Below are 15,686 nucleotides of genomic sequence, written 5' to 3'. Positions count from 1 at the left end.
GAGGTCCCGTCATGCCGCTGCCCACCGTCAAAGCCAAGCTCCTGGAAGGCCGCAGAGGGTTGATCGTCGGCATCGCCAACGACCGGTCGATCGCCTGGGGTTGCGCCCGCGCCTTTCGCGCCTTTGGCGCCGAACTCGCCGTCACCTATCTCAACGAGAAGGCGAAGCCCTATGTCGAGCCATTGGCGCAGGAGGTGGAGGCTGCGATTGTCATGCCGATGAACATGAGCTCGCCCGGAGAGCTCGAAGCCGTTTTCGAGCGCATCCGATCCGAGTGGGGAGAACTGGATTTCGTGGTTCACTCGATCGCATCCGCCCCCAAGGACACGCTTCGGGGCCGCGTGACGGACGCGCCGCGCGAGGGGTTCCTCGAAACCATGGAAATCTCGTGCTGGTCGTTCATCCGCATGGCGCATCTGGCCGAGCCGTTGATGAAGAAGGGCGGCACGCTTTTTACCATGACCTATTACGGCTCGCAGATGGTGGTAGAAAACTACAATATCATGGGTGTGGCCAAGGCAGCTCTTGAATGCTCGGTGCGCTATCTCGCCGCCGAACTGGGCCCCAAGGGTATCCGGGTCCACGCCGTTTCGCCCGGCCCCCTCGCCACCCGCGCAGCCTCTGGCATCGCCGAATTCGATGAATTATTGGCGAAGGCCAAATCCCGTGCCCCGGCCCGCGAGCTGATCAGCATCGACGATGTCGGCGTGGCGACGGCTTTCCTCGCTCACGATGCCGCCCGATTAATGACCGGAGACGTGATCTACATTGATGGCGGCTACCACATCATGGACTGAGCGGGCGCGGGCTGCGATCAACCAACCATGTATGTGCCCCTATCAGGCGCCGTTGCGGGTTTTGCAGCTGACTTCCCATCCGCATCTGTACAAGCGCCCTAGCCGGCTCGCCGCTTGGCAGCTGTGGAGGCTCCCTAAAGGACAATAGCATCGGCAGTCCGACGCATTAGCGTTCGATTGGAACCGCTGCGGATTTCAAACGGCAAGACGCGCATCTTGAATGTGAGGGCCGGGCATGAAGTCGATCCCTGTTGCTGACGCGGTTAATATGGTCCCTGACGGCGCGAGCCTGATGATCGGTGGCTTCATGGGTGTCGGCACGCCCGAACGTGTAATCGACGAGTTGGTGAGACAGGGAAAACGCGACCTGACTGTGATCGCCAACGACACTGCGATGCCCGGACGCGGGATCGGCAAGCTCATCGACGCAGAGCTCGTGCGAAAAGTGATCGCGAGCCACATCGGGCTCAACCCGGTCACGCAAAAACAGATGATCGAGGGACGGATCACGGTCGATCTGGTGCCGCAGGGGACGTTGATCGAGCGCATCCGATCGGGCGGCTATGGTCTTGGCGGTGTTCTGACGCCGACCGGCGTGGGAACCATCGTCGAGGAAGGCAAGCAGAAGATCGAGGTAGATGGCCGGAGCTATCTCCTCGAAACGGCGCTCCGCGCCGATTTCGCGATCATCGGCGCCTTCCTTTCGGATTATCTCGGCAATCTGACTTACGCGCTCACCGCCCGGAACTTCAACCCCGTGATGGTCATGGCCGCCGACACAACCATGGTGACGGTCGAGCATGTCGTGCCGGTCGGCTTCATTCCGCCGGATCACGTCGTCACGCCGGCGCCTCTCGTCGATTATGTGATCGCTACCGGGTGACAGCCGATGGATGCTCAAGAGATTATCGCTAAGCGGATTGCGCTGGAATTGCGAGCGGGAATGCTCGTTAATCTCGGGATCGGCATTCCGACGCTGGTTGCCAACTATGTTCCGGACGGGATCCAGGTGTTTTTCCAATCCGAGAACGGACTGATCGGCACCGGTCCTGTTCCGGAGGAGGGGCTGATCCAACCGCTTCTGTCAGACGCTGCCGGCCGGCCGGTGACGGCTCTTCCCGGCGCGTGCACTTTCGACAGCGCCACCTCATTCGGCCTGATCCGCGGCGGCCATGTCGACATGACCGTGCTCGGCGGCCTCCAGGTCGATCAGCAAGGCCTGCTGGCGAATTGGATGATCCCCGGAAAGATGGTGCCGGGCATGGGCGGCGCGATGGATCTCGTTGCCGGCGCCAAGCGTGTCGTGGTCGCCATGCAGCACACCGCCAAGGGTCAGCCCAAGATTCTGAAGACCTGTTCTCTGCCACTGACATCGTCGAGGCCCGTGGACCTCGTGGTCAGCGAGATGGCCGTCATCGCGTTTCCTGATGGGCAGGCAACGCTGCTCGAAACGGCGCCTGGCATAACTGTCGACCAGATCGTGGCTGCGACGGAGGCAAATCTTCGGATCCATCCCAATGTTTCCGAGATGAAAATCTAGCAAAATCAGAAAATCGATACCGACTTCACCTCAACAACTTTGAGTCAGAACAATCTTCGAAGGAAGATGGCCATGACGAAGCCAATATTGGCAACAGTTGCGAATTTGCGCGACGAGCCGGCGCCGAAGGAAGGCGTCCTGGCAAGAATTGCGATTTCCTTTACTGCGTGGGCAGAGCGCTGGTTTCCCGACGCGTTTGTCTTCGTGGCGATCGCGGTTGTCGTCGTCGCTCTTGCTGCAATGTTGAACGGCGCGTCCGTTCTCTCGGTCAGCCGGGCATTCGGCGATGGCTTCTGGAGCCTGATCACCTTTACGATGCAAATGGCCTTCGTCGCGATCGGGGGCTATGTCGTCGCGGTATCGTCTCCGGCCCAGAGACTCATCCATCGTCTCGCTGAGATTCCACGCACCGGGCCAGGAGCCGTTGGCTTGATTGCGGGCATCAGCATGCTGGCGTCGCTTTTGAACTGGGGGTTGAGCCTCATTTTCGGCGGGCTGCTGGTGCGCGCGCTCGCGGAGCGCCAGGAACTCAAGATGGACTATCGTGCTGCGGCCGCGGCGGCCTATCTCGGGCTCGGCGCCACCTGGGCGATGGGGCTTTCGTCCTCGGCCGCGCAATTGCAGGCGAATGCCGCCAGCCTGCCGAAGTCGCTTTTGCCGATAACGGGCGTCATCCCATTCTCCGAAACGATCTTCCTTTGGCAGTCGGTCGTCATCACCGCCGTTCTGGTGGCCATCTCGGTCGTGATTGCCGTCTCGTCCGCTCCGGGTCCCGGCACCGCCATCACGGCGCAGGCCATGGGGATCAAGGTCGAGCGCGGGGAGACGGGTGAACAGCGGCGGCCACAGCAGCCGGGGGAGTGGCTGGAACATTCCCCTCTGCTGACGGTCCTAATCGTCGCACTCGCAGCGGGGTGGTTGATCCATGAGTTTGCGACCAAAGACCCGATGATCGCGATCTCCAGCCTCAACACCTACAATTTCCTTTTCATTATGCTCGGCATGCTGCTGCACTGGCGGCCAAGGCGTTTTCTTGACGCGGTCGTGAAGTCCGTTCCGGCGACTTCAGGAGTGCTGATCCAGTTTCCGTTCTACGGCTCCATCGCGGCAATCCTGACGATGGCGAAGAACGAGGCCGGCCTGACCGTCTCCGACCAAATCGCTCATGCATTCGTCGCGATGTCGACCCAGCACCTCTATCCTTTGGTGATCGGCATCTACTCGGCGGTGCTCGGCTTCTTCATTCCTTCGGGAGGCGGCAAGTGGCTCCTCGAGGCGCCGTATGTGATGCAGGCTGCCAACGACCTCAAAGTACATCTGGGCTGGGCGGTACAAGTCTACAATGCGGCCGAGGCGCTTCCAAACCTGATCAACCCATTCTGGATGCTACCGCTGCTCGGCGTGTTGGGGTTGAAGGCGCGCGACGTCGTCGGCTTCACGTTCCTGCAGTTGCTCGTCCACCTACCCCTCGTGCTGTTCATGCTCTGGGCGCTGGCCTACACGCTCGAATACCATCCGCCCGTGATCCCATGATCTGGACGCGCAACCCGAGCAGGGTGAGGCAGCGATTGAAGGCAGAGAAGAATTCGGCACTTGGCTTGGGGGTGAACACTACTCGGAGGCCGACATGGAACTCTCAATCACCCGCAGATCGATTCTGCAGAATGCTACCGCAGCCGGTGCGTTGGCGGCGGCTGGCAATACTGCCATCCAGAACATCGCGAATGCGCAACCAAGCGATGGAGAGATCTATTGGCTCCTGGTGCGCCGCCAGTTTATCTTTCCTGAGTCGGCCGTGCCGATGAATTGCGCGAACCTGTGCCCGACCTTCCAGGCAGTCGCCGAGAAGGTCACGGCGCTTTCACGGATCGTCGACTATGATGTGTCGCTCAACAACCGGGCGCAGTTCAACGATACGCTGAAGGATTCGCGCGCCAGGATCTCGGCCCAGATCGGCGCGGCGCCCGACGAGGTCGCGTTGGTGCGCAACACCTCAGAGGCCAACAGCGTCATCACCAATGGCCTCGATTTCCGTGCAGGCGACGAAGTCGTCGTCTGGGAACAAAACTGGCCTGCCCCCATCAGGTGGCCCGGTTCTAATCTAATGCATGGTGGGCTTGTCGGCCACGGTTGAGATGGCCGGCGAAGCGGGTTGGGTTTTCGTAGGCGGCCAGACCACAGCGACCGGTGCTGGCGGCTTGTAGCCGAGCGAGGAGTGCGGGCGCCGGGTATTGTAGTGCTGACGCCAGCCCTCGATGACGATCCGAGCCTCGGCGAGGCTGTAGAACAGCTCGCCGCTCAGGAGTTCGTCGCGCAGCTTGGAGTTGAAGCTCTCGCAGTAGCCGTTCTCCCAAGGACTGCCAGGCTCGATAAAGGCTGTCTTCGCGCCGACCGCTGCGATCCAATCCCGCACTGCTTTGGCGACGAACTCGGGACCGTTGTCCGAACGAACATGCCCGGGCACGCCGCGCAGGATGAAAAGATCGGACAGGACATCGATGACGTCGGTGGCTTTGAGTTTCCGGTCGATCCGGATCGCAATGCATTCCCGGGTGAACTCGTCGATCACGTTCAGCATGCGGAATTTTCGACCGTTGTGGGTGCGATCCTCGACAAAGTCGTAGGACCAGACATGGTTGGGGTGTTCCGGCCGAAGCCGGATGCATGATCCGTCATTCAGCCAGAGACGGCCTTTCTTCGGTTGCCTGGCCGGCACCTTGAGCCCCTCCCGCCGCCAGATCCGCTCAACGCGTTTGACGTTCACCGCCCAACCGGCGGTCTCCAGCATGGCCGCGACCCGGCGGTAGCCGTAGCGGCCATACTGGGTGGCGAGCTCGACAATGTCGGCGGTCAGCGCCGCATCATCGACGCGACCCGTCGGCAGTTTCCTTTGCGTAGATCGATGCTGCCCCAGAACCCGGCACGCCAGCCGCTCCGACACGCCGAACTTTATCATGGCGTGGTCGATGCACCGGCGACGACGGGCGGGGCTCAGATGGGGTATTCGGGGCGCCTCGCGCGGTTGAAGCGGCGGCATAGTGGCGCTCCGATCCAACGCGGGAGTCCCACCATGAACCACCAGCACCATGTCGGCCTCGATGTCTCCGTGAAAGAGACCGCCATCTGCATCGTCGATCCGCACGGTAAGGTCGTGCACCGTACCACCGTCGAGAGCCATCCTGAGGTGATCTGCAAACACCTCATCGGTCTCGGCCACAGCTATGCTCGTATCGGCCTGGAGGCGGGGCCTCTCTCGCCATGGCTCTACGCCGGCCTGGTCGAAGCTGGGTTGCCGGCGATCTGCGTCGAAACCCGTCACATGCACGCCGCCCTTTCGGCGCGCATCAACAAGACCGACCGCAACGACGCGATGGGTATCGCTCAGATGATGCGTGTCGGCCTATTCAAGCCGGTCCACGTCAAGACGCCAGCCAGCCAGCAACGCCGCCTGCTCCTGACCTCGCGCAAATTGCTTCAGCGTAAGGCCTATGACATCGAGAGCGACCTACGAGGTCAGCTGCGCAATTTTGGCCTCAAGGTCGGTGTCGTGGGAGCTGCCGGCTTCGAGCAGCGCGTGCGAGACCTCGTGCTCGATCTGCCCTTCGTCGCGGCTGTGGTCCTACCGTTGCTGGAGGCTCGCTCCGCGTTGCGGACCCAACTCGCCAAGCTGCACAAGATGCTGCTGGACCAGGTCCGCATCGATCCGATCTGCCGACGGCTGATGACCGCACCCGGCGTTGGGCCGGTCGTGGCGCTGACCTACCGCACATGCGTCGACAACCCGGCCCGTTTCGGACGATCGCAATGCGTCGGGGCGCATTTCGGTCTGACGCCGCGGCTTTACCAGTCCGGTGAGACGATGCGGGGCGGGCGGGTCTCGAAGTGCGGGGACACGATGATGCGCGCTGCGCTCTATGAAGCCGCGCTCGTGCTGCTGACCAGCCCGCGCGGCCCGTGGTCCTCCCTGAAGGTCTGGGGGTTGGCCGTGGCCAAACGCCGAGGCATGCAGAAGGCGCTCGTGGCCGTCGCTCGCAAGCTGGCCATCGTGTTGCACCGCATGTGGCGCGACGAGACGGACTTCCGCTGGTCGGCCGCATCCGCCACGGCGGCCTGAGGCCCGCGCTTTAGCATCACGCAATACCGAGCTCCTCCGGCGTGGAGGGGGCCCTGCGGGGACGATGGGAGCGGGCGAGACCGAGGAAACTCGAGCGTCGGTTCTGCCGAGCGCGCGGCTTAGATGGCTCCGCCCACTCCCTCTGATCCCATCATGAGGCGGCACAGGCCGACCTCGGAGAGAAGCAAGAGCTCCGCAGGACCGTTCGCGCGCCGATCCAGGATGCGCACGCAAGGGAGTTGACCTATGAACCCCGAATAGAGAAGTAGTTTCCCGAGGCAGCTTCCTTGAGGATCAGCTTCTCCAACGTCAGATCCGAGACGGCTTTGCGCAGCCGCTCGTTCTCCTTCTCCAGATCCTTCAGACGCTTCACCTGGTCGGACTTCAGCCCGCCAAACTCCTTGCGCCAGCGATAATACGTGAACGCCGTCACGCTGATGGCCCGGATCGCCTCCGCGACCGGGCGCCCCTGGGACAACAGCACGTCGACCTGCCGCAGCTTCGCGACGATCTCTTCAGGCTTGTGCTTCTTCTGCGGCATCGCGGGCATCCTCCAAAGGCTCAAAAAGCCTACTTCAGGGAGGGCCACTTTTCAGGGGGCAGGCCAGTACCGTTTCGATATCCCGCTCCCGACGAATAGGATAGGCTGGCACTCGAATTCTAAAATCAAATCCCTAATCGCAGCATCAGCATTCAGCTGATACGACATCTCTTGCGTCACGACTCAGCCCCCAAGTCAAAAGAGAAACTGACCGCGCCTCCGTCGACACGTCAAGGTTGTATCGACCTACGATGCTCACTATTCACCTCCGCCGCCGTCTCTCCCCCGCCCCCTTAGGCCGCGACTCCGGCACCGGGCCCATCTCGTCCAGCGTCGGCTTGCGGGCGCGTGAAGCCAGTGGTTCCGGCGCCGCGCCGCGCTTCGGCCGGCCCTCGCCGCCGCCGAGATTATGCGGGCCCATGTCCTCGTCCGTGGGCTTGCGGGCGCGGGTCGGCGGCAGGTTGGCGCTCGCTCCGTAGCTGCGCTCGCCCTTGTAGCGGCCGGCGCTGGCCTCGACGTCGCTCTGGCGGGCGAGCGGGTCGTCCGAGATCGCCAGTTCCGTCGCCTGCAGGCGCTTGATCTCGTCGCGCAGGCGGGCGGCGGTCTCGAATTCGAGGTCGGCCGCGGCCTCGCGCATACGCTTCTCGAGATCGGCGATCGCGGCCTTGAGGTTGTGGCCCGAGGCCGGCGCCACCAGCCCCTTGTCGACCGTGACATGGTCGCGCTCATAGACCGAGCCGAGGATGTCGCCGATGGCGCGCTTGATCGTCTGCGGCGTGATGCCGTGCTCTTCGTTATAGGCGACCTGCTTCTCGCGGCGGCGGTTGGTCTCCGCCATCGCCCGCTCCATCGAGCCGGTGATGTGATCGGCATAGAGGATGACCTTGCCGTCGACGTTTCGGGCGGCGCGGCCGATGGTCTGGATCAGCGAGGTCTCGGAGCGCAGGAAGCCCTCCTTGTCGGCGTCGAGGATGGCGACGAAGCCGCATTCGGGGATGTCTAGGCCCTCACGCAGCAGGTTGATGCCGACCAGCACGTCGAAGGCGCCCAGCCGCAGGTCGCGCAGGATCTCGATGCGCTCGATCGTGTCGATGTCGGAGTGCATGTACCTGACGCGAATGCCGTTCTCGTGCAGGTATTCGGTGAGGTCCTCGGCCATGCGCTTGGTCAGCACGGTGACGAGGGTGCGGTAGCCCTTCTCGGTGACTTCCCTGATCTCGTCCAAGAGGTCCGCGACCTGGTGCTTGGCCGGGCGGATCTCGACCGGCGGGTCGATCAGCCCCGTGGGCCGGATGACCTGCTCGGTGAAGACGCCGCCGGTCTGGTTCATCTCCCAGCCGCCGGGCGTGGCCGAGACATGCACCGACTGGGGCCGCATCGCGTCCCATTCCTCGAAGCGCAGCGGCCGGTTGTCCATGCAGGAGGGCAGGCGGAAGCCGTATTCGGCCAGCGTCGCCTTGCGCCGAAAGTCGCCGCGATACATGCCGCCGATCTGCGGCACGGTGACGTGGCTCTCGTCGGTGAAGACGAGGGCGTTGTCGGGCAGGTATTCGAACAAGGTCGGCGGCGGCTCGCCCGGCTTGCGGCCGGTGAGATAGCGCGAATAGTTCTCGATGCCGTTGCAGGAGCCGGTGGCCTCGATCATCTCGATGTCGAAGGTGCAGCGCTGGTCGAGACGCTGCGCCTCCAGATAACGGCCCATGCGGTTGAGCTCGTCGAGGCGGCCCTTGAGCTCCGCCTTGATCGACTTGACCGCCTGGGTCAGCGTCGGGCGCGGCGTGGTGTAGTGCGAATTGCCGTAGACCTTGATGAATTCGAGCTCGCCGGTCTTCTGGCCGGTGAGCGGATCGAACTCGCTGATGCTCTCGACCTCGTCGCCGAACAGGCCGATGCGCCAGGCGCGATCCTCATAGTGCGCCGGGAACAGCTCGATGACGTCGCCGCGCACCCGGAAGGTGCCACGGGCGAAATCGCCGAGGGTGCGCTTGTACTGGAGGGCGACGAGATCGGCGATGAGCTGGCGCTGCTCGATGCGCTCGCCCAGCTTCACCGAGAAGGTCATCGCCGTATAGGTCTCGACCGAGCCGATACCGTAGATGCAGGAGACGGAGGCGACGATGATCACGTCGTCGCGTTCGAGCAAAGAGCGCGTCGCGGCGTGGCGCATGCGGTCGATCTGCTCGTTGATCGAGGATTCCTTCTCGATATAGGTGTCCGAGCGCGGAACGTAGGCCTCGGGCTGGTAGTAGTCGTAATAGGAGACGAAGTACTCGACCGCGTTGTCGGGGAAGAAGCTCTTGAACTCGCCATAGAGCTGCGCCGCCAGCGTCTTGTTCGGCGCCAGGACCAGCGCCGGGCGCTGCGTCTTCTCGATGACCTGCGCCATGGTGAAGGTCTTGCCCGAGCCGGTGACGCCGAGCAGCACCTGGTCGCGCTCCTGCCGGCGGATGCCGTCGACGAGATCGGCGATCGCGGTGGGCTGGTCGCCGGCCGGCTCGAACTCCGAATTCATGCGGAAACGGATGCCGCCTTCCGATTTCTCGGGGCGCGGCGGGCGATGCGGCGTCCAGGCCTTGCCGGGATCGATGAAGGGGCTGCCGGTCTCCAGCAGCGCCTGCAGCGAGGTCGCGGTCGCGGCCGCCGCACCCTCGGCGCCGGCAAAGGCGGAATCGGCCTTCTTCGAGAGCTTCTTCTTCGGCCTGTCATCGCCATCGCCCGGGCGCGCTTCGGCCTCGTAGCCGGCCTGCGGCGTGTCCTTGAAGCCGGAAGCGCCGCCCGGCACCGCCGTGCCGCGGTTGATCGCGGGGTTCAGCAGATCGGCGAGATAGCCCTCGAGCGGCTTCAGCTCCGGCTTCGACGCCTTGGAGTTCGGCGTGCGGGCGCTGGCCGGCTTCTTCACGGCTTTCGGCTTGGTCGCGGTGGTGTCGGAGCTTTTCGGCATGGCCGCAATATGGGGCGGAACGGCCGGGGATGCGAGGGGGCACGACGCTTCGCGGGCGCGATTGGTGACAGCAGTTGACAGGAGAGGCTTATGCAATCTTAGATTGCATATATGACGATAATACAACCTGGGGAGACGGGCCATGTCGGGGGGCGGGTCCGAGGCGGATGCGGCGGAGGTCGAGGCCTTCATCGCCCGCTGGCGCGTATCGGAAGGGGCGGAGCGCGCGGCCTATGCGCAGTTCCTCAGCGAACTCTGCCGGCTGATCGGCGTCGAGGCGCCGCAGCCGCCGACCAGCGATTCCGACGCTGTGACCTATCGCTTCGAGTATCCGGTGCGCTTCCCGGATGGGCAGGGCGGCTCCACCACGGGACGGATCGACCTCTACCGGAAAGGCGCCTTCGTCCTCGAAGCCAAGCAGAGCAGGATGAAGGGGCAGGCGAAGGAGGTCCTGCCGGCGCAGGGCGCCCTGCCCTTCGCGGAGCCCGCCGGCCCGCGCGGCCGACGCGGCGCCGACCGGGCCTGGGACGTGCTGATGCTGAATGCCCGGCGGCAGGCGGAGGACTATGCCAAGGCACTGCCGGCCCCGCATGGCTGGCCGCCCTTCCTGATCGTCTGCGATGTCGGGCACTGCTTCGAATTCTACGCCGACTTCACCGGCCAGGGTAAGAACTACGTCCAGTTCCCGGATCGGCAGAGCTACCGGGTCTATCTCGACGATCTACGGGATGAGGCCGTGCGCAAGCGCCTCGCCGCGATCTGGACCGAGCCGCTCGCGCTCGACCCGGCCCGCCATGCCGCCCGCGTCACGCGGGCGATCGCCGAAAGGCTGGCCGCGGTCTCGAAGGCGCTGGAGCGCGCGCATGATCCCGAGGAGGTCGCGCTCTTCCTGATGCGCTGCCTGTTCACGATGTTCGCCGAGGATGTCGGGCTGATCCGCAAGGACGCCTTCAAGGCGCTGTTGCGCGAGTGCCGCGACGACCCCGCCTCCTTCCTGCCGCTGGTCGCTGAGCTCTGGCAGGCGATGGACAAGGGCGAATACTCGACCTCCGTGCGCGAGAGGATGAAGCGCTTCAACGGCAAGCTCTACGAGGATGCGAGGGTGTTCGCGCTCGGGCGCGAGGAGATCGGCGAGTTGCTCGCCGCGGCCGAGCATGACTGGAAGGAGGTCGAGCCCGCGATCTTCGGCGCGCTGCTGGAACAGGCGCTGGACCCGGAGGAGCGCGCGCGACTCGGCGCCCATTACACGCCGCGCGCCTATGTCGAGCGGCTGGTCGTGGAAACCGTGATCGGCCCGCTGCGGGAGGATTGGCGGGCCGTCCTCGGCGCGGCGCAGCAGGCACGCGACGGCGGCGACGCGCGCAAGGCGCTGGCTCTGGTCGAGGAATTTCACGAGGCGCTTTGCACCACGCGGGTGCTCGATCCGGCCTGCGGGACGGGAAATTTCCTGCACGTCGCGCAAGAGCTGATGAAGAAGCTGGAGGGCGAGGTGCTGGATGCGGCGGGCGAGCTCGGCCGCAACGAGGAGTTGTCAGGCTTCGCCGCCCACCATGTCGGGCCGCATCAATTCCTCGGCATGGAAACCAACCGTCGCGCCGTCGCCATCGCCGATCTCGTGCTCTGGATCGGCCATCTGCAATGGCATTTCCGGACCCGTGGCTTCGCGCCGCGCGAGCCGATCCTGGAGAAGCTCGACCATATCCATAAGCGCGACGCGGTGCTGTGCTGGGATGGCTGGCCGGTCCCGCAATGGCGCGACGGCGGCGAGGTCTTGCCGAATCCGCGCCGGCCGGAATGGCCGGAGGCCGAGTTTATCGTCGGCAATCCGCCCTTCATCGGCGGCAAGGACCTACGGTCTCGACTAGGCGATGTCTATGCCGAGTCGCTTTGGGCGGCGCATCCGCAGATGAACGAGAGCGCCGATCTGGTGATGTATTGGTGGGACCGGGCGGCCGAAATCCTGACCCGGCCAGGCACGAAACTGAGGCGCTTTGGCTTCGTCACCACGAATTCGATCACTCAACTTTTCCAGCGCCGGACCGTGGAGAGGCACCTCAACGGCAAGCGGCCGCTCTCACTCGTCATGGCGATCGCGGACCATCCCTGGATCAAGGTGGGCAAGGACACCGCAGCGGTGCGCATCGCGATGACGGTGGCGCAAGCCGGACGGTGCCAGGGCAAGCTGTTCGAGGTCGTGTCGGAGTCCGGACTCGACACCGATCAGCCACAGATCGAACTGAGCGAACGGGAAGGACGGATCAATTCCGATTTGACCATCGGAGTGGACGCCGGCACAGCCGCAGGTCTCCGGGCTAATGCCGCTCTCAGTTCCCGCGGGGTGATGCTGTTCGGGGCCGGTTTTATCGTCAGCGCACAACAGGCGCGCACTTTAGGACTTGGGCGGCGGACGGGATTGGAACATCACATTCGCGCCTATCGAAACGGCCGCGACCTGACCGCTCGCCCTAGAGATGTGATGGTCGTCGACCTTTATGGTCTCAAACCGGACGAGGTCAGGGAGCGCTATCCCGAGGTCTATCAGCACCTGCTCCGAACTGTGAAAGTAGAGCGCGATCGCAACAGAGATGCCGACATCAAAGCGCGCTGGTGGCTATTCGGCCGGACGCGCGATGAAATTCGTCCCGCCCTCGCTCACCTCCAACGCTACATCGCCACGGTGGAGACGGCGAAGCACCGCGTTTTCCAGTTCCTCGACGCGTCGATTCTGCCTGACAACAAACTCATAGCCATTGGCCTTTCAGATGCTTACGCGCTCGGGGTATTATCGTCCTCGATCCACGAAAATTGGTATCTCGCGAGCGCGGGCAAGCTCGGCGTCTACGCCCGCGATGCTGTCTACGTGAAATCCCGCTGCTTCGATCCCTTCCCGTTCCCCGATGCAAGCGATCTTCAGAAGGAAGCCATTCGCCAGCCCGCGGAGGCGCTGGATGGCTTGCGCAAGCAGGTTCTGGCCGATCATCCCGACCTGACGTTGACCAAGCTCTACAATGTGCGCGAGGCGATCCGGGCGGGGCGTACGCTGACCGCCGCCGAAGACGATATTCGCGACCGTAGGCTGGTTCTGATCCTGAACGAATATCACGACGCCATCGATGCGGCGGTGGCAGCTGCCTATGGCTGGCCGGCCGATCTGGCCGAGGAGGAGATTCTGGCGCGGCTTGTCGCCCTGAACCGCCTCAGGACGCAGGAGGAGACGCGGGGCACCGTGCGCTGGCTCAGGCCGGACTACCAGCGCCCGCGCTTCGGCGGCGCCGGCAAAGGAGGCGAGCAGATCGAGGCGGATGGGCTGGTCGCGGCGCTTCCGGCCAATGCCGGGCGTCCGGTCTTCCCGACCGACCCGGTGGAGCGGGTGGCGAGCGTGCTGTCCGCGCTGGGCTCCGCCCCGGCCGCGCTCGATGCGGCGGCGATCGCCGGTCGCTTCCGGCAGGGCCGCAAGGTGGAGCGCGCGGTGCGCGATATCCTGGTGTCGCTGACGCGAGTCGGTGAAATCTCCACGACGGATGGCGGCGTGAGCTTCGTGCGCAGGCTGATGGCGACCGGCTGAGGCTTGGGAGCTTGCTGGGTTTTGACGGACCACACGGTCATCCGGGCTTCGCGTCAGCGAAGAGCCCGGAACCTATAAACAAGGAGCGGGCGAGAAGATTCGTCCGATCGGCGCCCTTTTAATGGGCTGTCATGTTCATGAGTTCCGGGCTCGGGCCTGCGGTCCGCCCCGGAATGACGGCGTGGTTCCGCATAGACCAACGTGATCCAGCGGCATCAGGCGCGCTTCTGCTCCTGGTCGCCGGCCCGCTCCAGTTCTGCCTTCTTGCGCTCGCACCAGTCGCGGCCCTCGTCGCCGCCCCAGAGCAACCAGGCGATCCAGCCGGCCGAAGGGTTGTCCCTGTCGCCGAAGCCCTTGGCCTGACAATCGACCGCGTGACGCGCGAAATAGCTCGCCATGCGCCGGACGGTGTCCTCGCTCAATGTCCGTCGATGGCTGAGGTCGCGGGCCCGCGCGACGCCGATCTGCGTGCCGCCGCGATTGAATTGCTGGCGCAGCCTGAGGCCTTTCGCGGCCGCCTTGGCGACGGCCTCGGGCGGGGTGAGATCGACATGCTTCATTGCAGCCGCTCCAGCTCGGTATGGGATTTGAGCGCGTAGCCGCCATGGGCCTGCGTCACGAGATAGGCGGGTTTCGCCTCGGTCGCATTGCGGCGGACACGCGTGCCCTTGATCGTGCGGCTCACCGGCCGGGTGAAGACCTGCTCGACCCGGCCGCGCGCGCGATGAGCGCCCCAGCGCCATGTGACATCGGTTCCCGGCTTCAAGGCCTCGGTCATGCCCGGACTCTCCTGCTGCGATGCTGAAGCAACGCAGCGGGCGGGCCGAGGTTCAGCCGCGATCGCCGGGCCCGCGCAACCAGCTTTCGATTCCCGCGGCCGCGGCGACGCCCGTGGCGAAGCAGCCCTGCAGCAGATAGCCGCCGGTCGGCGCCTCCCAGTCGAGCATCTCGCCGGCGACGAAGATTCCGGGCAGGCGCTTCAGCATGAAACCGGCATCGACCGCATCGCGCGCGACACCGCCGGCCGTCGAGATGGCGCGGGCGATCGGCATGGCTGCGCCGAGACGCAGCGGCAACGCCTTGATCAGCACAGCCAGGCGCTCCGGCTCATCATGAAGCGCGGTTCCAGCGACCTCACGCAACAGGCCGACCGCAACCGGCGAGAGGCCCGCGGCCTTGCGCAGATGGTTGCTCAGCGTCTCGCCCTTGCGGCGCTTCGCGAGGCGGGTGGCGAGGGCTTCCGCCGTGAGGTCGGGGCGCAGATCGACCTCGATCTCCGCCGCGCCGTCGCGCAGGACCGCCTCGCGGATCGGGCCCGAGAGCGCGTAGATTACGCCGCCCTCGATGCCCTCGGCATCGATCATGGCCTCGCCGGCCGCCTGCTCACCCGCGAAACGGACGACGACGCGCTTCAGCGGCTGGCCGGCGAAGCGCTCCTTCATCAGTTGCGACCAGGCGACCGCGAAACCGCCATTGGCGGGCTTCAGCGGGGAAACGGCGACATCGCGCTCCGCCAATAGCGGCACCCAGCCGCCATCGGAGCCGAGCCGCGGCCAGCTCGCGCCACCGAGCGCGAGCAGCGTCGCGTCGGGGCGGATGGCTTCGGTTTCACCACTCGCCAGGCGGAAGGTCAGCGCGCCCGCTGCATCCCAGCCCGTCCAGCTCCTGCCCGCCGCGAGACGCACGCCCAACCCATCGAGCCGGCCGAGCCAGGCGCGCAGCAGCGGAGAGGTTTTCATGGCGCGCGGGAAGACCCGGCCGCTGGAGCCGACGAAGGTGTCGGCGCCGAGTTCGTCGGCCCAGTCGCGCAGGGCCTGCGGCGGGAAGGCGTGCAGGGCCGGTTCGAGCCAGCCGCTGGCTTCGCGATAGCGCCGGAGAAAGGCGTCGAGCGGCTCGGAATGGGTCAGGTTCAGGCCGCCGCGCCCGGCCAGCAGGAACTTGCGGGCAGGCGAGGTCATGCGCTCGTGGATCGTGACGCGGTGCCCGGCCGCGGCCAGCCGCTCGGCGGCGATCAGGCCGGCCGGGCCGGCGCCGATGATGGCGATATCGGGCATGCGTCAAACCTTCATCAATCATCCCGGGTGACGAGAGGGAGACCCGGGATCCACGCCTGAACCTTCGGAAGAAGCGATCTGGCATGGATCCCGGATCGGTGCGGCTGAAGCCGCTTGTCCGGGATGACGGCGTT

Annotated in this window: 11 protein-coding genes and 2 pseudogenes; 7 read left to right on the top strand and 6 right to left on the bottom strand. The window is 64.9% G+C overall.

The window, feature by feature from the left end:
* The first annotated feature begins 11 nt into the window (after positions 1-11).
* The 5 genes from fabI to NWE53_RS22810 all read left to right on the top strand — a co-directional run bounded on the left by fabI (position 12) and on the right by NWE53_RS22810 (position 4,471).
* Positions 12-797 carry an enoyl-ACP reductase FabI gene (gene fabI / locus NWE53_RS22830; protein WP_265051625.1) on the top strand — a complete coding sequence of 262 codons (786 nt, stop codon included), beginning with the start codon at positions 12-14 and terminating at the stop codon, positions 795-797.
* 235 nt (positions 798-1,032) lie between these two features.
* Positions 1,033-1,680 (top strand): CoA transferase subunit A, encoded by a 648-nt coding sequence (locus NWE53_RS22825; RefSeq protein ID WP_265051624.1) that lies wholly within the window; start codon positions 1,033-1,035, stop codon positions 1,678-1,680.
* Positions 1,681-1,686: 6 nt separating this feature from the next.
* The gene (locus tag NWE53_RS22820) at positions 1,687-2,337 is read left to right on the top strand and encodes a 3-oxoacid CoA-transferase subunit B (protein WP_265051623.1); all 651 of its coding nucleotides are present in this window, start codon (positions 1,687-1,689) and stop codon (positions 2,335-2,337) included.
* Positions 2,338-2,409: 72 nt separating this feature from the next.
* On the top strand, positions 2,410-3,870 hold the full coding sequence (locus NWE53_RS22815) for a short-chain fatty acid transporter (protein WP_265054987.1): 1,461 nt from the start codon (positions 2,410-2,412) through the stop codon (positions 3,868-3,870).
* 94 nt (positions 3,871-3,964) lie between these two features.
* Positions 3,965-4,471, top strand: coding sequence for a twin-arginine translocation signal domain-containing protein (locus tag NWE53_RS22810; RefSeq protein WP_265051622.1), 507 nt, complete (start codon positions 3,965-3,967; stop codon positions 4,469-4,471).
* Here the strand turns inward: NWE53_RS22810 and NWE53_RS22805 are convergent.
* Positions 4,439-5,377, bottom strand: a pseudogene (locus tag NWE53_RS22805) (IS3 family transposase); the annotation flags it as partial. The gene NWE53_RS22810 and the pseudogene NWE53_RS22805 overlap by 33 nt on opposite strands.
* A gap of 30 nt (positions 5,378-5,407) precedes the next feature.
* Between NWE53_RS22805 and NWE53_RS22800 the strand changes: the two are divergent.
* Complete coding sequence (locus NWE53_RS22800) at positions 5,408-6,451, top strand: IS110 family RNA-guided transposase (RefSeq protein ID WP_265051361.1); 1,044 nt, start codon at positions 5,408-5,410, stop codon at positions 6,449-6,451.
* Positions 6,452-6,710: 259 nt separating this feature from the next.
* Here NWE53_RS22800 and NWE53_RS22795 read toward each other — a convergent pair.
* Positions 6,711-6,992: pseudogene (locus NWE53_RS22795) on the bottom strand (transposase); the annotation flags it as partial.
* Between the two features lie 262 nt (positions 6,993-7,254).
* Positions 7,255-9,933 (bottom strand): excinuclease ABC subunit UvrB, encoded by a 2,679-nt coding sequence (uvrB, locus tag NWE53_RS22790; protein ID WP_320109528.1) that lies wholly within the window; start codon positions 9,931-9,933, stop codon positions 7,255-7,257.
* Positions 9,934-10,075: 142 nt separating this feature from the next.
* Between uvrB and NWE53_RS22785 the strand changes: the two genes are divergently transcribed.
* The gene (locus NWE53_RS22785; RefSeq protein WP_265051621.1) at positions 10,076-13,498 is read left to right on the top strand and encodes a class I SAM-dependent DNA methyltransferase; all 3,423 of its coding nucleotides are present in this window, start codon (positions 10,076-10,078) and stop codon (positions 13,496-13,498) included.
* Positions 13,499-13,713: 215 nt separating this feature from the next.
* Here NWE53_RS22785 and NWE53_RS22780 read toward each other — a convergent pair whose 3' ends face one another.
* From NWE53_RS22780 to NWE53_RS22770, 3 genes are read right to left on the bottom strand one after another with little or no spacing between them, the layout of a single operon-like run.
* Positions 13,714-14,058 carry a hypothetical protein gene (locus NWE53_RS22780; RefSeq protein WP_265051620.1) on the bottom strand — a complete coding sequence of 115 codons (345 nt, stop codon included), beginning with the start codon at positions 14,056-14,058 and terminating at the stop codon, positions 13,714-13,716.
* Complete coding sequence (locus NWE53_RS22775; RefSeq protein ID WP_265051619.1) at positions 14,055-14,276, bottom strand: hypervirulence associated TUDOR domain-containing protein; 222 nt, start codon at positions 14,274-14,276, stop codon at positions 14,055-14,057. The genes NWE53_RS22780 and NWE53_RS22775 overlap by 4 nt, the downstream gene beginning before the upstream one ends.
* A 52-nt stretch (positions 14,277-14,328) precedes the next feature.
* Positions 14,329-15,552 (bottom strand): TIGR03862 family flavoprotein, encoded by a 1,224-nt coding sequence (locus tag NWE53_RS22770; RefSeq protein ID WP_265051618.1) that lies wholly within the window; start codon positions 15,550-15,552, stop codon positions 14,329-14,331.
* Between the last annotated feature and the right edge of the window lie 134 nt (positions 15,553-15,686).

Source organism: Bosea sp. NBC_00550, from assembly GCF_026020075.1.
GTDB lineage: Bacteria > Pseudomonadota > Alphaproteobacteria > Rhizobiales > Beijerinckiaceae > Allobosea.
This window is presented reverse-complemented; position numbering and strand designations above follow the sequence as displayed.

What these genes read in the sequence shown, in the direction of transcription:
- fabI (WP_265051625.1), top strand. Translation starts at nt 12, where the DNA reads ATGCCGCTGCCCACCGTCAAAGCCAAGCTCCTGGAAGGCCGCAGAGGG.
- NWE53_RS22825 (WP_265051624.1), top strand. Translation starts at nt 1,033, where the DNA reads ATGAAGTCGATCCCTGTTGCTGACGCGGTTAATATGGTCCCTGACGGC.
- NWE53_RS22820 (WP_265051623.1), top strand. Translation starts at nt 1,687, where the DNA reads ATGGATGCTCAAGAGATTATCGCTAAGCGGATTGCGCTGGAATTGCGA.
- NWE53_RS22815 (WP_265054987.1), top strand. Translation starts at nt 2,410, where the DNA reads ATGACGAAGCCAATATTGGCAACAGTTGCGAATTTGCGCGACGAGCCG.
- NWE53_RS22810 (WP_265051622.1), top strand. Translation starts at nt 3,965, where the DNA reads ATGGAACTCTCAATCACCCGCAGATCGATTCTGCAGAATGCTACCGCA.
- NWE53_RS22800 (WP_265051361.1), top strand. Translation starts at nt 5,408, where the DNA reads ATGAACCACCAGCACCATGTCGGCCTCGATGTCTCCGTGAAAGAGACC.
- uvrB (WP_320109528.1), bottom strand. Translation starts at nt 9,933, where the DNA reads ATGCCGAAAAGCTCCGACACCACCGCGACCAAGCCGAAAGCCGTGAAG.
- NWE53_RS22785 (WP_265051621.1), top strand. Translation starts at nt 10,076, where the DNA reads ATGTCGGGGGGCGGGTCCGAGGCGGATGCGGCGGAGGTCGAGGCCTTC.
- NWE53_RS22780 (WP_265051620.1), bottom strand. Translation starts at nt 14,058, where the DNA reads ATGAAGCATGTCGATCTCACCCCGCCCGAGGCCGTCGCCAAGGCGGCC.
- NWE53_RS22775 (WP_265051619.1), bottom strand. Translation starts at nt 14,276, where the DNA reads ATGACCGAGGCCTTGAAGCCGGGAACCGATGTCACATGGCGCTGGGGC.
- NWE53_RS22770 (WP_265051618.1), bottom strand. Translation starts at nt 15,552, where the DNA reads ATGCCCGATATCGCCATCATCGGCGCCGGCCCGGCCGGCCTGATCGCC.